Below are 14173 nucleotides of genomic sequence, written 5' to 3'. Positions count from 1 at the left end.
GGCAAAATAAAATCAATATAATAGCTAGGACAGGGGCAACATTCCCATAAAAAAAGTCCACAAGAAGTTATTCAACGGGGTTTTCTGTCGCTCAGACTTTCTTTGTATGATAGATTTTACCCTGATGATTTTCTGGCTATACTAGTGATTTAAGTCGATTGGTTGATAAATTTTATCCCCCAGTATGAAAGACATAAAAACTCTAAATTTCAGAGATATATCAGTGTACATTTGCTTTTAAGTGACACAAAAGCCTTGTCTGGTCTTGGAGTAAATAAATTTCCTTGGGTATACAAAAATTTTATCAGTCAATCACTGAAGTTAACACTAACACTACAGAGTGAATCTAGATCAATCAAACGTCTTCTGAGTTAGCACCTATGAAAGAAGAATTGATAGCCAGAGTTGTACAGGTCTTGCGAATTAATATGAGTTGGATGACTTGGAATTTGTTTCTGGCTTTTATACCTTTGGCTTTGAGTGTGTGGCTATTTCGCATGAGGCGCGGTGGCACTTGGCTTTGGTGGCTAGGATTCGTAGTTTTCTATGCTTTTTTACCGAATGCACCATATTTGTTGACTGATGTCATTCACCTAATAGACGATATCCGCAGAATTCAATCGGTGTGGATGATTACTTTAGTACTAATTCCTGTGTATTTACTAGTAATTTTGGGTGGATTTGAAGCTTACGTAATATCGTTAATAAATTGGGGTCACTACTTACATCGCATCGGCAAAAGTGAATGGATTTGGCGAGTTGAATTGATTACCCACGCTCTTTGTGCTGTTGGTGTTTATTGGGGACGATTTTTGCGTTTCAACAGTTGGGATTTTATTACTCAACCCGATGCCGTACTGACCAAAGGTGTTGAGGAAATTCTCGGTAAACAGCCATTGGTGATTCTTGCGATCAGTTTTGTGATACTTGTTGGATTGTACTGGATTATGAAACGAGTGACTTTGGGTTTTGTCAGGCAACCAGATAGGAAAATAGGGATAAACTCAGGACGTGCAAACTCTAACACGCCAAACATTTGATGAACGTGGCGATTTTGGCTTTGAAATTTTGGGTTTTAATTAGTAATTCCCAGGATGAATATTGCCTGTCTAAAGAAAGATGCAACTAAACCAATTTTGAGATAAAAATTCAAAAGCAAACGGTTGAACTTCAACCGCCACCATCTGAGAATAACGTCCTATCAGATCATTGAATATTGATGGTCTGGTCTGATGTATCTGATCACGTTGATAGGAGGGATATGATATGCAATTAATCACAATACCGAGATTAGGTGAATTTCGGGTCAAACGAGCAATAGCATTTTTGTGTTCTAGTCAGACATTTACCATATCCAGAACTGCTGATAATCACCAAATAATTTCAGAGTCTCGACCAAGTTAATTTTGAGTCTGAGTCAGAATTGGTAAGGTAATGACAAATTCAGTTCCTTCACCAAGTGTAGAATTCACAACCAGTGAACCGTTATGTTTTTCTACCACAATAGACTGAGCGATCGCTAGTCCTAAACCCGTACCTTTCCCAACTCCTTTTGTAGTAAATAAATGGTCAAATATTTTTTCTTTGACTCCTTCACTTATTCCGTTTCCATTATCAGCAATTGATATTTTTATGTGATCATCTGCCACTGAGGTTGTAATTATAATCTGGTTGGGATTATCCTTAATTTCTATAAAACTCCGCCCAGAATTTGCTTCTTCTAATGCGTCAATAGCATTCGCCAGAATATTCATAAATACCTGATTTAATTGCCCTGGAAAACACTCGAATTCAGGTAAGTTTCCATATTCAGCCATCACTTCAATGGCTGGATGTTGTTCATTTGCTTTCAGGCGATGTTTGAGAATTAAAATTGTGCTATCAATGCCTTTATGGATATTAAAAAGCACTTTATAATCTTTATCTTCACGAGAGAAAGTGCGGAGACTGGTGCTGACATTTTTCAGGCGTTCGCAGGCCATCACCATTGCATCAATCATTTTGGGCAAGTCTTCTAAGCTATAATCCAAGTCAATTTCTTCAGCGTGGTCTTTGATGTCATCATCCGGTTTGATTAAACTTTCTTGATAGAGTTTCAGGTGTTCAATAATATCAGCAATGGTGGGTTTAGCTTGTTGGAGAGTAGCATAAATAAAGCCCAAAGGATTATTCATCTCGTGAGCAACCCCAGCAACTAAATTACCCAATGCTGACATTTTTTCTGCCTGCACGAGTTGCGTTTGGGCTTGTTGCAAATCCAGCAGTGTGCGTTCGACCTGTTCTCGGGCTTCAGTAATGGCGGCAATTTGGGGCAGACTAGTCCAACAGGCGATCGCTACTCCCGCGAAGGCAACCGTCACTAACAAAATGCTAAACAACGCAACATGTTGCCCCACACCCACCCGATCTAAACCCGCCCTCACCCACCAACCAATACTCACCGCACTGCACACTAAGCCAATTAAGATCATCACCTGAAATGCCAACCAATCTGTTTTGCCGGTATGGGGTTGCTGGTGATACCGTTGCATCCACCCATTGGGATGGAACAGGGAGACGTTCAAGCGCGGTAATTGAGTGCCAACTATGCTCACCAGCCCAGGCAGGAGCAATCCAATAGCTAAGTCCTGCCAGCCCCATGCCAATCCGCCCACTACCAAAACAGTCGCTTCAATGCCAAAGAAAGCCAGCGACCACCAGGGCCATCGGGCTGCTGGCCGCCGCCGACTGACCCACTCACCTAAGTGTATTGCCATCATCGAAGTCAGATAGCCGGTGCCCGTCACCATCACAACCCGTTCCACATCGCCCCACCCCAAGCAAATTAGACTCAGCCCGAGGGTAAAAATTAAACTGGGTTCAAACACTCCCCGGCGAGACAACACGGCAAATACGGGCGGTAAGTAGCCATCTTTGGCTAACTGATACAAAATCCGGGGACAGTTAGAAACAGCGGTCGCAGAGCTAAGGAGACACCCTGACGTAATTAGAAAGGTGACAAGAGCGGGGGCGAATGCGCCCCAGAAGGGTTGGGCTGCTGCCACTAGATTCATATAGGCACTATCACCTAATCCGGGGGCTGTGGCTAACCGCATTAAAACCCATGATCCACCGAGATAGACGATCGGAATCAATCCAGCAGTCACCTGCAAACACCGTAGGGTAACACTGGGTTGGAGGCTATCTGCCACAAATGAAGATGTCGTCTCGCAACCATAAACCGCATAGACGGCGATAAAGAACCATTTCATCCAATCGATCAGGGAAATGCCTGCTCCCAGATCGGGCAGCACCCCAGGGCTAGTGGGGGCAAAACTCAACCAACCAATGCCTTGGAGACAAAAGGTGAGAAGAAACCCGATCGCCGGAAATACAAAGAAAGAGTGCAAAATGCCTAGGGTGCGAGTTCCACTAAAGGCAACGATAAAGGGCAGAACTGTAAACCCGATTCTGAGTACAGTCTCTGGACAGGTAATGCCCAGTGGAGTCAGATTCGCCTTGATTAAATCGGTCAGAATAATCGCATCCATGGGCGGAACAGAGACCCAGCCGAGCAGGTAGCCAATCGCCCCATAGCGAGCCAAGTTTGGCAATCGGTGGAGCAAGCGGGTCATATAGTTTGGGGTGCCTCCAGCGACCTCTGGGAAATATGTCCCTAACCGCTTAACTTGCAGGTTGAGCAGTATGCCAATGATGGTTCCAGGCAACCACACGCAGAGCGCCTGCGGGCCTAGTGCGGCATGCATAGCAGGAGCCGTCCCTAACCATAAAAGCAAACCGCTAAATCCAAACCCCCAGGTTTCTTGTGAAGTGAGACTTCGGCGCAGAGGAGGCATTGAATTCGGTTGCTCACTCATAATTAGCACAGAAAAATAGGGAAAATAAGGACGTAAGCTTAGTCTTCCCTAAAATTTAGCGATTGCTTCATCTGCAATCGCAATAATTATTCAAAAATTTGAATCACTTCTAACTAATACAGTTTTTGTCGTGCTGCTGCTAAAATTAGGCGTTGTTCAGCACGAGCGATCGCTTGATATGTTCGCTCCACTGCTTCCGGTTCCACAGAAATGGAAGTTATACCCCATTCCACTAACTTATCGATAATTTCTGGATAGAGGGCTGGTGCTTGACCGCAGATTGAACAAGGTATCCCGGCACTTTTGGCCATTTGGATGAGTTGAGCGATCGCACTCATAACTGCTGGATGACGTTCATTAAATACTTTTGCCAACTGTCCTTGTTCTCGATCAACTCCTAACAATAATTGCGTCAGGTCGTTTGTACCAATAGAAATTCCCGCTGCACCTGCTTTAACATATTCTGGCAGTAAAAACAGTACGCTTGGCACTTCTGCCATCATCCACAATTGAAACTGTGACACCTCAGTTAAAAGAGCTTGCTCAACTTTGCGACGGCAAAAGACAAATTCTTCCACAGTCCGCACAAAAGGCAACAGGAGATTGACATTGCTGTAACCGGCTTGCTGTACACTCGCTAAAGCTTTCAGTTCCAACTCAAATACTGCGGGATTTCGTAAATAGCTAAAGGTGCCACGTTCACCTAACATCGACTTTGGTGAAGATTGGAAATTATCACTCAATGATGTTAAATCTTGTGCCCAATCTAAAGAACGATAAAAAACTGGTCTTGGTGCAAAAGCACGAGCAAACTGCATAATCTGCTCAGACCATAGCTCTAACAATTCTGCCTGACGTCCGCCTAAAATCCAACTATGAGGATGTTGCCCGGACAATATATTTAGTACCATCAATTCTGAACGCAACAATCCCACCCCATCTACAGGGAAGCTTTGCACTTGTTCTATTAAACTGGACTGACTTAAGTTAACCAGCAATTGGGTGGCAATCATAGGTAGATGAGACGTAACAGAAGGATGGGGCGCTTTTAGGTTGGGGCGATGGGCAAAAAGAAGATTTTCTTCTCCCTCTCTCTCCATCTCCTCCTTTGAGTCTCCTTTGATCCGATAAACTTCTCCTCTGTCGCCATCGAGCAACAGTCGTTCGCCAGTTTGGATTAAGCTTGTCGCCGATGTTGTGTTCACTACTGCTGCAATACCTAATTCTCTGGCAAGAATGGCAGCGTGGCTGGTTAATCCCCCTTCTTCGGTAATAATACCAGCAACTTGTTGCAGTAATGGCAACCAATCAGGTGCGATCGCTGGTACTACTAAAATCACTCCCTTTGGTAGTTGTTCGGGTTTCTGTTGGGAATTAATAATTACTAGGGCAGTAGCGACAACACGTCCCCCTGCTGCCCCTAGTCCCCGAATGAAGTGTACGTGGGGAATTACAGATTGGGGAGTACTAACTTGTGTGATGTAGAGCTTGCCAGATGTAGTTTGCCCGGCGATAGTCCATTTAATCGTAAAAGTTTTACCTAGTTCACTCACCAGTTGAGTTCCCAGAGCAATTATTTGTTGTAAGTATTCTTCTTGTAAAGCGTACTGTTGTTGTTGGGCTGACTCAATTACGTAAGTACTCAGACAAGTGTGATCTGGTGTTAGCAGTGACTTCGGCACCGCTTGCGAAAAAGCTTCAGGTGCGGCATCATCAACACCATAAGCCAGCATTTTGTTGCCCAGCTGTTGCTCAAGCACAACCCCAGTTTCCGGTTGAATGTAGTAAACATCTGGCTGGACTTCGCCAAGAGCGATCGCAATTCCTAATCCCCAAGTAGCTTCAATTTCCCACCCAGAAGAGTTAGCTTTCAGCAAACCACTAGCGATCGCATTTTCAACAGGTTGCACCAAAACTGCTAAATTAATTTGTTGCAGGTCAATTCCGGCTCGCTGCCAATATAGGAGACTTCTAGCACGAAATATCTGGCTCCAGGTACGCTTTAATGCGAGTGCGATCGCTTCGGGTTCACACTGGCAAAACACCGACTCCAACAAACCAGATATATTCTTCATACTTGGAGTAGCAGTTGATACAGCCAAAGTAGGACGAAGAATCAAACAGCCAGTTGGCCATTCTCTAGCTGCTTGGAAAATTAGACTCACCCACTGCTGTGGCACAGTCGCAGTCAGAATTTCTTGGCGCAAGCGACTAGCTACCTGCTGAAGTTGATGCCAATTAGCTACATCTAGGTGTAACGAAGAATAGGGTAAGTCAGCCACTAATGACTCTGAACTATTCAGATTTTCGAGAAATTGTCGCAAAATTTCTGCCGAAACGACAAAACCAGGCACCACCGGATAGCCACGCTGCATGATTCTGCTCAAGTAAAACGCTTTGTCACCTACTTTGGCGCGGTCTTGTAGTTTAATTTGGTCTAGCCAGTAGAGTTTGTCCACTCAATTTGTTAGTGTCACACAATGCAAGGATGTTAGATTTTAGATTCACCCCATACCTCAAGTCAGGGGCTGTGGTTAATTATTGTTGACCAAAATAATATCTTATTGGAAAATAAAAAAGAAGAATTCAGAATTCAGAATTCAGAATTCAGGAGCGGAGCCGGAGAAGCTCTGCCGAGGCATCAGAATCAATTAAGTATGGTTTTACACCATGCTTAATTCTAGAGCGCCTATACAGGCGGGGGTATTAAACCCATTTATTCATTCACTTTTTCGTTCAAAATTCAATTCTGAATTCTGGCGACTGACTCCTGAATTCTGTTTCGATAATCTTCATAATGGAAGATATTAATTTGCAGGTAAAAAAGCGATATTTTTGTAACTATATTACCAAATGGTCTAATATATAAAATTATCTATACCAAGACTAAGGATTGCCAAACACTTACTACCTTGCAACTAATGATTGGGTAAATATCAGCTTCAGGCTATGCCTTGCATTGCTTATTGGAGCAATTATTGGCTTAGAACGCCAAATTAGGCACAAACCAGCAGGTTTAAGAACTCATATACTCGTGAGTTTAGGTTCAGCCATGTTTGCTCTCATAATTATGCAAACAGGTGGGTCACAGTCCAGTCATGATGCACTCAGCCGCGTGATTCAGGGGATTGCAGCCGGTGTGGGATTTCTCGGTGCTGGAGAAATTGTACGCCAATCTTCCCAGCAATCACAGCAACTTCACGTTCACGGACTAACATCAGCAGCAGCTATTTGGGTTTCGGCTGCTTTGGGAATTGCTGCCGGGTGTGGTTTGTGGCAGTTAGGATTAATTGGTGCTGTGCTGACTTTTCTGGTTCTCAACGTTTTTAAAAGATTAGAAAAACGTGATTAGTCATTATTTTAATAATTTGGGATTATTTCTCCTGCTTTCACAAACAGAATTTGGGAAGACTTCAACCACTGGGAATCAAAAGAACCCAAGTGAGTAGTAGTAATCAGGGTTTGAAAACGGTCTTGAATAGCATCAAGCAATTGATTTTGGCGGGATAGATCGAGTTCGGCAAGAACATCATCAAGCAATAGCAATGGTGGCTCTTTGACGACTTCTTCAATTAATTGTAACTCTGCTAATTTTAAGGCTAGAACCAGCGTTCGTTGTTGACCTTGAGAACCGTATTGACGAGCAGGTGTCTGGTTAATAGTTAATTCTATTTCGTCTCGATGGGGACCGACAAGGGTAGTGCCTTGGTGCATTTCGGCGATCGCTCGCTGCTGAATTTTTGCTAAAAAAGCTTGCTGCACTTCTTCTGGATGGTTATCCTCTAAAGGAATATTCGGCAGGTATTTGATTTGCAGAATTTCTGTACTTCCACTGATACTGGCGTGCCAAGCAGTAGCAATAGGAGCTAATCTTTGGATAGCGCGATCGCGTCGTCTAATTACCCTGGTTCCTGTGGTGGCTAACTGTGCATCCCACACCGCCAATTCTGTGTGCTGAGTGTCGAGTGCTGAATCTTGAGTTTTTTTTAAAAAAGCATTGCGCTGGCGTAACACATGGTTATACTGCTGCAAAATGTGAGCATAAACTGGTTCAAGTTGAATTAACAGTGTATCTAACCAGTTGCGGCGACCTTCAGGGCCGCCGCGTACCAGTTCTAAATCCAAGCTGGAAAATTGGACTGCATTAAGAACGCCGAGAAAATCCATTTGACGGCGGATAGATTCGCCATTGAGAGCAACGCTACGGCGACCATTGCGGCGGAGGGTTAAGGTAAGGTCACTAACACCTGTTTGTCGCTCAAGGGTGGCATTAATTTGGGCTATGGCTGACCCTTCTTGAACCAAATCGCGATCGCGGGTCATGCGGTGCGATCGCAATGTCGCCAGCAACTCCACCGCCTCCAACAAATTCGACTTTCCCTGAGCGTTATTACCTACCAAAATTGTTTTAGCAGCAGTAAACTCAACCTGCTGGTCTTGATAATTGCGAAATTGTCGGAGGCTTAGAGTTTTAAGATACATAGGGAACAGAAGGAAAGGAGAACGCTACGAAGGTTAGACACGGTTATAGAAATGAAAGGGAGTGGGGAGTAGGGAGTGGGGAGTAGAGAAACTAAGCCGCTTAACCCAATGGCCACGCTCAGGGCATCGCATCGGGCCGGGTTTCAACCTACCTTGCGATACAAGGATTTTATCGCCCACCCTTCGACAGAGCTACGGGCTTCGCTTGGGGCGAGGCTTTAAACCTTTTTCGGGGCTAATTTCTTCCCCTACTCCCTACTCCCTACTCCCTACTCCCGCCCCGAAGGGGTTGTAAAATTGTAGAAGTTCAACACAAGGAAAATGACTGACACACCTGAATACTTCCCTAACCGAATAGACCGTATTGAACAAATAATCTTGGGGTTGGCACAAAGACAAACTAGTACACAAGAACAATTAGATAATTTAACTATTAGACAAGCTAACACTCAGGCACAACTGAATGAACTAAGCCAGGAAATGAGAGAGCTTACCAGTAACGTTGACCGTGTTCTGGGTCGTAGTGCGATTTTGGACGATGTGTTACTTGAGTTACGTGATAGCCATGAAGAACATCAGCGTAATTTTGAAGAACATCAGCGCACTACAAACGCTGCATTACAAAGTCTTGAGTCTATCTTGTTGCAGTTGATTAGAAATAATTCTTGAAATAATGCGATCGTTGGAGTTAACGATCGCATCTTAAAGACTACTCTAGAGTATCCTCCTTAGATTGTGGCAATGATGTACGCTCTGGCTTAATAACATCATCCATGCTCTCACACAGCTCTTTTGCCCATAATCCGCAGAAATATTTTCTCCGCTTCAATCCACACAAACATTAAGGCACTGAAGCCAATACAAACCCCTAATTCTTGCATATTCAGGTAGTGAGTACCAAAGAAATCTCGCAGGGGTGGGACATACACTAGCATTAACTGCAAAATCGTGGTGACGACAACCGCCGCTAGTACAAAGATATTGGAGAAAGGATTCATCTCGATGGTCAGTCGGTTGTTGGAACGAATAGCGATCGCATGACCCATTTGGGCGATACACAAGGTTGTAAATACCATTGTTTTCCAAGCATCGCGATCGCCCTGATAGTCTGGGGCATGGGTATGTTGATAAGCCCACCACATTAAGGTAATGGTGAGAATGGCAAATATTATCCCAATGCGAATCATATAAGAACCCAATCCTCTAGCGAAAATACTTTCGCGGGGACTAAAAGGTGGACGTTGCATTACATCTGGTTCTGGAGGTTCCACAGCTAATGCCAAAGCTGGTAAACCGTCTGTCACCAAATTCATCCAGAGAATTTGTAAGGGGGTAAGGGGAACGCCTCCTAAACCAATTAAAGGTGCGGCGGCAATTGTGAGAACTTCACCAATGTTACTGCCGAGGATGTATTTAATAAAGCGGCGGATATTGGTGTAAACAACTCTACCTTCCTTGGTGGCGCTGACAATGGTGGCGAAGTTGTCATCAAGTAATACCATGTCACTGGCTTCTTTACTAACATCAGTGCCAGTAATGCCCATTGCAATCCCGATGTCAGCTTGTTTGAGGGCTGGGGCATCGTTGACACCATCGCCTGTCATTGCGACAAATCGGCCCCGGCGTTGCAGTGCTTGGACAATTCGCAGTTTGTGTTCTGGGGAAACCCTGGCATAGATGCTCACGAGGTCAACATTTTGCTCTAATTCCTGGTCAGTCATCCGTTGCAATTCTTGACCTGTGAGGACGCGATCGCCTTCTTGGGCAATTCCCAAATCGGTAGCGATCGCTCGTGCTGTTAATTGGTGGTCGCCAGTAATCATTATTGGGCGAATACCTGCATCTCGACACTCTTGGACTGCTGCCCTCACCTCTGGGCGTGGCGCATCTAGCATTCCCACCAATCCCAGCCATACCAAATTTTGCTCAGATGTCTCATCTGAACCTTCTGGTGGAATCTCTGCCAGGGGTTTGTAGGCAAAACCTAGCACCCGCAAACCTTTACTCGCCATTTGGTCATTTTCTGCCAAAATTTTCTGGCGTTGTTCTTCAGTCAAGGAGCCTGTGTAATTACCCAAATGAATCTGAGCGGAACGTGCCAAAATTAACTCTGGAGAACCTTTGGTAAACATTAAGTAAGGTTCAGATTTTAATAAACTGGCGATCGCTGGGTCAACGCCTCTCGAAGATGCTTCACCTGTGGCGACTTGCTGCACCTGAAAAATCACGCTCATCCGCTTGCGTTCCGAGGAAAAGGGAAACTCCCTAACTCTGGGTAACTTACTATTCCACTGGTCTTTTTCGATTCCAGCTTTTCCTGCCAGTGTTAACAATGCCCCTTCTGTCGGATCTCCCAAAATCGCCCATTCCCCTTGTTCTTTTTGCAACACCGAATCATTACAAACGGCACAGGCGACTGACAACGCTGAGATTTCTGGAGACTCCTCTAAGGAAATTTTTTGCCCATTTAACTGAAAATCCCCTGTGGGAGTATAACCTTCGCCGGTGACGCGAAAAGTTTTATTATTAGTGGAAACCGATTGCACCACCATTTTATTTTGAGTTAGGGTGCCGGTTTTATCAGAACAGATAGTAGTTACAGAACCCAATGTTTCCACTGCTGGCAATTTGCGAATCAAGGCATTTTGGCGTACCATTCGCTGGGTTCCCAGTGCCAGAGTGACAGTAATTACAGCTGGTAAACCTTCTGGAACCACAGCAACCGCCATACTCAAGGAAACTTCCAAGAGTTCTTGGATGTTTTTAAAACCGCCGTCCTTGATCACACCGCCGACAACGACGATCGCCACGAGAATTAAAGAACCCGTAACTAGGACATTACCTAGTTGAGTCATTCGCTGCTGTAACGGTGTCGGTTCATTTTCCACCGACTGCAACATGGTGGCAATTTTGCCTATTTCTGTAGTCATTCCGGTGTTAGTCACCAGAACTTTGCCTCGTCCTTGGACTACTTCAGTTCCTTGAAAGACGACATTTAAGCGATCGCCTAAATCAGTTTCTTCCGGTAATTTTAGTGATGCCTGTTTATTTACACCTTGGGCTTCACCAGTCAAAGCCGACTCACGCACTTGTAAATTCGACTGTTCTATCAAGCGTCCATCTGCGGCGATCTGCATCCCAGGTTCCAGCAGCATTACATCCCCTGGAACTAGTTCCTTGGCTGCTATCTCTTCCTGTCTAGCGTCGCGGATCACCCGCACTAAGGGAGAGGTGAGTTTTTTCAGGGCTGCCAATGCTTTTTCAGCACGGCTTTCTTGGACGTAGCCGAGTATGCCATTGAGGATGACAATTGCTAAGATGGCGATCGTATCTTTAAATGGCACTTCACCAGGCTTCAAGGTGCCCGCTCGCCAACCCCATAGGTCTATCAACCCAGAAATCAGAGCTACGCCAATCAGCATCAACAACATAATGTTCTTGAACTGATCCAGCAGAATTTCCCAAGCTTTACGGCCAGCAATTTCTTCTAATTCATTGGGGCCGTATTTTTGCAATCTCTGTTGAATTTCTTGGGGTGTTAAGCCACTATCTGCATTGCTATCGAGCAGGTCTAGCGCTTTATCAACTTCTAAACTATGCCAAACTACGGCACCTTCAGGTAGAGAATTAGCAGACATCGTGTAGGTCACAGCAAATGGTTACAAAATTCGATCATAATTGAGTGATGGCAAGAATTCCATTTCCTAAAGTTACATTAATGCGATCGCTCAGTTGGATGAATCTATATGTAATTCTTAACATTTGTAAATTCTTACTCTTTTAACATATATTTCTCACGAAAGAGTTTTTCGGAACAAATTGTACCGATAATTGTCAGTACCCCGCTCTAAACGTGGCAATTCCGTATCAAGCAATTGGCTTAACGGCGGTTAAAACCGTTTGAGTCATGTTTCCTTCCCTACCTAAAGGTGCTACGGTGTACACACAAGTCATCGAATTACCCAAAACAAAAACCTCAAATAGTCCTGACAGACATCCCTCTCCTTACCAAGGAGAGGGACTGGTTTTGCGTAGCAAAACCTTTCTTGAGGTTTCTTTGGACTATTCGATAAAGCGTAAATTGCTTCAAGAGAGACTTGTGTGTACACTGTAGACCTAAAGGTGAGGGGTTTTTACACTTCCCACAAGGTTTTATGAGTTTTGCACTCCCCACTTTGACCGCAAGCCACGCCAGCCAGATGTTTGGGCAAAAAACAATTCGACCGCTTACTGCTGCTAGCCTGTGTGGTATTACTTTCATTCAAGATAGACTGATTGCCATTGACAGTATAAAAGGGCATCTACTGGAGATTGATCCCACCTCTGACAACAGCAAAATTCTCAATCCCCATCAAGTTAAAGAATTTACCGATGCCACTGGTCTAGCGGCGTGGTCAGATACCCTGTGGGTCAGCCGAGAAAATAGTGTTTACTTCTGCAAGCTCAATGCTTTGGATCTGGAACATTTTGTAACATTGCCTTATCCGGCTGACGGCGTTGCTGTTTGGGAAACAGCAGTTTATGTCAGTTGCCAAAGGCTGGGCTACATTCTGATTTTTGACCGCGAAACCCGAAAAGAGATTGCCAGATTTCATGCCCCTGGGGTTGGAATAGAGAATTTGGCAGTGAGTCAGGAAATGCTATGGATTTGCGATCGCACCGAACAATCAGTTTACGCAATGGATAAGGCCACAGGAGAACTTCAATTCAGTGTTCTAACACCCTTTGAATGTCCCACAGGCATAGCAATCCATAAAAATGGCGAAACAGGCAAAGAAAGTATTTACGTCGCCTACGCCTCAGAGGAAGCTTATATTCGGGATAACCCCAATGCCGATCCGAGTCATGAGCTAACATTCCGCGATCGCACTTTTATTCACCCTTTGTATTATCATTACCAGCCAGATCAGCGCTACGCTCTCTCGAATGGCTATCTCATTGAAATGTCCTATGCTGAAGAAATTGCTCCCTTAGACGAGGTTTATTTACCTGAAGTAGAATGGCGCATCGCCCTACCATCGGAAACTGAGCGTCAAAAGGTGAAACACGTTGAACCCATTGGTATACCCTTTACTGAAGAAGTGATCGAGGGGCAACGTGTAGCAGTCTTTAAATTTGATTCTCTTGCCCCAGGAGAACGGCATATATTTGGCTGGAAAGCACTTTTGGAAGTTCGAGGGATTAAGTATCGCATCACACCCAGAAATGTGGAAAATATACCGGAACTCTCCCCAGAATTACAAACACGCTACTTAGTGGATGACGACGATTTAGCAATGGATACTCCCATTGTTCGCCGTGCCGCCAGAGAAGCGATTGGTACTGAAACCAATGTGCTGCGGAAAATGCACAGCATCCGCAACTACGTCTATGACCAGTTATCCTACGGTATCAAACCTCACATTGACACGCCAGATATAGTTTTAGAACGGGGCGTTGGTTCCTGTGGCGAATATGTCGGCGTTTTACTTGCCCTATCGCGTTTAAATGGCATCCCCTGCCGCACCGTCGGCAGGTACAAATGTCCTGCCCATAGTGACTTACAAGGAGTACCTCTGCAACCCGACTTTAATCATGTTTGGCTGGAGTTCTACGTGCCGAATTTTGGTTGGTTGCCAATGGAATCAAATCCTGATGATATAGGTGAAGGTGGGCCTTATCCGACACGCTTTTTTATGGGCTTATGCTGGTATCACATTGAAATTGGCAAAGGTATCACCTTTGAAACCGTGACCAGTCAAGGTACACGGCTAACCAAAGAAGATATCCCCATCGGCGATTTGGCGATAAATCATATTCGGTTTACGATTCTTAAAGAATTGCCGCCCTTTTGA

Annotated in this window: 7 protein-coding genes and 2 pseudogenes; 4 read left to right on the top strand and 5 right to left on the bottom strand. The window is 44.7% G+C overall.

The genetic code is table 11. The features are described from left to right. Positions 1–380: 380 nt before the first annotated feature. Entirely contained in the window at positions 381–1040 is a 660-nt protein-coding gene (locus V7K27_RS26470) for a DUF1361 domain-containing protein (protein ID WP_334951256.1), read from the top strand. Positions 1041–1400: 360 nt separating this feature from the next. Here V7K27_RS26470 and V7K27_RS26465 read toward each other — a convergent pair. The 3 genes and pseudogenes from V7K27_RS26465 to V7K27_RS26455 all read right to left on the bottom strand — a co-directional run. Continuing rightward, positions 1401–2264 (bottom strand): annotated as a pseudogene (locus tag V7K27_RS26465) (sensor histidine kinase); the annotation flags it as partial. 507 nt (positions 2265–2771) lie between these two features. Beyond that, positions 2772–3836: pseudogene (locus V7K27_RS26460) on the bottom strand (PAS domain-containing sensor histidine kinase); the annotation flags it as partial. Positions 3837–3970: 134 nt separating this feature from the next. After that, on the bottom strand, positions 3971–6316 hold the full coding sequence (locus tag V7K27_RS26455; RefSeq protein WP_334951255.1) for a putative PEP-binding protein: 2346 nt from the start codon (positions 6314–6316) through the stop codon (positions 3971–3973). A gap of 434 nt (positions 6317–6750) precedes the next feature. Here V7K27_RS26455 and V7K27_RS26450 point away from each other — a divergent pair, with 434 nt between their 5' ends. Next, positions 6751–7209: an MgtC/SapB family protein gene (locus tag V7K27_RS26450; protein ID WP_334951253.1), complete on the top strand. Its 459-nt coding sequence runs from the start codon at positions 6751–6753 to the stop codon at positions 7207–7209. A gap of 8 nt (positions 7210–7217) precedes the next feature. Here the strand turns inward: V7K27_RS26450 and recF are convergent, their stop codons facing one another. Further along, a complete protein-coding gene (gene recF, locus V7K27_RS26445; RefSeq protein ID WP_334951252.1) occupies positions 7218–8339 on the bottom strand; it encodes a DNA replication/repair protein RecF in 1122 nt (373 codons plus the stop codon). 321 nt (positions 8340–8660) lie between these two features. Between recF and V7K27_RS26440 the strand changes: the two genes are divergently transcribed. After that, on the top strand, positions 8661–9008 hold the full coding sequence (locus tag V7K27_RS26440) for a hypothetical protein (RefSeq protein WP_334951251.1): 348 nt from the start codon (positions 8661–8663) through the stop codon (positions 9006–9008). A gap of 110 nt (positions 9009–9118) precedes the next feature. On the opposite strand, the gene V7K27_RS26435 is transcribed toward V7K27_RS26440, so the two are convergent. Then, entirely contained in the window at positions 9119–11977 is a 2859-nt protein-coding gene (locus V7K27_RS26435; protein ID WP_334951583.1) for a cation-translocating P-type ATPase, read from the bottom strand. A 516-nt stretch (positions 11978–12493) separates the two neighbouring features. Here V7K27_RS26435 and V7K27_RS26430 point away from each other — a divergent pair. Next, positions 12494–14173: a transglutaminase family protein gene (locus V7K27_RS26430; protein ID WP_334951250.1), complete on the top strand. Its 1680-nt coding sequence runs from the start codon at positions 12494–12496 to the stop codon at positions 14171–14173.

Origin of the sequence: Nostoc sp. (genome assembly GCF_036919575.1) — a bacterium.
Lineage (GTDB): Bacteria > Cyanobacteriota > Cyanobacteriia > Cyanobacteriales > Nostocaceae > Nostoc.
The sequence above is the reverse complement of the archived record's forward strand: the minus strand, read 5'-3'. Positions and strand labels throughout refer to the sequence as shown.

What these genes read in the sequence shown, in the direction of transcription:
- recF (WP_334951252.1), bottom strand. Translation starts at nt 8,339, where the DNA reads ATGTATCTTAAAACTCTAAGCCTCCGACAATTTCGCAATTATCAAGAC.
- V7K27_RS26440 (WP_334951251.1), top strand. Translation starts at nt 8,661, where the DNA reads ATGACTGACACACCTGAATACTTCCCTAACCGAATAGACCGTATTGAA.
- V7K27_RS26470 (WP_334951256.1), top strand. Translation starts at nt 381, where the DNA reads ATGAAAGAAGAATTGATAGCCAGAGTTGTACAGGTCTTGCGAATTAAT.
- V7K27_RS26430 (WP_334951250.1), top strand. Translation starts at nt 12,494, where the DNA reads ATGAGTTTTGCACTCCCCACTTTGACCGCAAGCCACGCCAGCCAGATG.
- V7K27_RS26435 (WP_334951583.1), bottom strand. Translation starts at nt 11,977, where the DNA reads ATGTCTGCTAATTCTCTACCTGAAGGTGCCGTAGTTTGGCATAGTTTA.